The organism is Areca yellow leaf disease phytoplasma, from assembly GCF_041920595.1.
Genome location: NZ_CP169277.1, coordinates 484,814 through 485,929 on the forward strand (window position 1 = coordinate 484,814; position 1,116 = coordinate 485,929).

Here is a 1,116-nt window from a genome sequence, read left to right on the forward strand (position 1 = left end):
AATTTACCGATACGCCCAAAACCATTAATTGCTACTTTAACTTTTCATAATTAATTAAACCTCTTTTCTTTTTTATCCTTTTTTAATGTAAATGATGGATCTATTTGTTGGTTGTGTGGATTGTTTTATTTTGTGATGTTTGTAATATTTGGTAATTTGAAGAATAATAATGATCAAAAAATAAAATAAAAATAGGAAGTTGTGATTACAGTTTCTCCATACATGCAAGCTCCTGGCATTGGTTTTCCTTCTGGGGCACTCCAAAAAGCGCCTCCACCCGTAGAAATATGGCTGAAATTTTGTTCTAGACCAAATTTAAAGACTGCAGCAGCGTTTACGCCACCACCAATAATGGTAGTTGTATTGGGCGAAAGATTGCTTATTGTTTGGGCTAAAGCTTTGGTTCCTTTAGAAAATTGTTCAAATTCAAACACTCCTACAGGACCATTCCAAACAACTGTTTGAGCCGTTTGTAAATGCGTTTTGAAAAGTTCAATTGTTTGAGGTCCGATATCAAATCCCATTACATCATCAGAAATATTATCATAACTATAAACAGCTGCTTGTGTTGTTGGCGAAAATTCTTTGCCACAAACAAAATCTTTAGGTAAAACGATTTTTTTGCCTTCTGGAGAAGCTAATAATTCTCTTTACTTAAAGGGATTTTTGTCTGCTTCTAACAAGCTAGTTCCTATGTTAAAACATTTGGCTTTAAGACAAGTATAGTCTATTCCTCCACCTATCAAAGAACATCAACTTTTTGCAAAAGGACTACGAATAACTCCAATTTTGTCAGATACTTTGGAGCCACTCCAAAACAGCAACCAAAGGTCTTTGAGGAGTTTGACAATTTTTTGAGAAAAGATATTTCTTTTTTCTGACCAAAAACCAAAGCATTTTTCTTTTGATATATGTTGCAATACCTACATTAGAAGCGTGGGTGCGATGGCATGTACCAAAAGCATCATTTTGACAAAAACATCGCCTAAAGATGCCCAATATTTCCGCCTAATTCGGGGTCGTTTTTACTTTCTTTTTTGAAAGGAACATCTTCAAAACGAGTATTTTGGACTAATAAAACATCCCCTGGAAGCATCTGGCCAACAGCTTGATTTA

At 34.6% G+C, this 1,116-nt stretch carries 3 protein-coding genes; 1 reads left to right on the plus strand and 2 read right to left on the minus strand.

Features of this window, described 5'->3' with window-relative positions; all coding sequences use genetic code 11:
* Positions 1-173 precede the first annotated feature (173 nt).
* A complete protein-coding gene (pgk, locus tag ACEW7V_RS02750; protein WP_374695769.1) occupies positions 174-617 on the minus strand; it encodes a phosphoglycerate kinase in 444 nt (147 codons plus the stop codon).
* Here pgk (ACEW7V_RS02750) and ACEW7V_RS02755 point away from each other — a divergent pair.
* The gene (locus ACEW7V_RS02755) at positions 586-726 is read left to right on the plus strand and encodes a hypothetical protein (protein WP_374695369.1); all 141 of its coding nucleotides are present in this window, start codon (positions 586-588) and stop codon (positions 724-726) included. The genes pgk (ACEW7V_RS02750) and ACEW7V_RS02755 overlap by 32 nt on opposite strands.
* A 66-nt stretch (positions 727-792) precedes the next feature.
* Here ACEW7V_RS02755 and pgk (ACEW7V_RS02760) read toward each other — a convergent pair whose 3' ends face one another.
* Positions 793-999 (minus strand): phosphoglycerate kinase, encoded by a 207-nt coding sequence (gene pgk, locus ACEW7V_RS02760; protein ID WP_374695370.1) that lies wholly within the window; start codon positions 997-999, stop codon positions 793-795.
* Positions 1,000-1,116 lie beyond the last annotated feature (117 nt).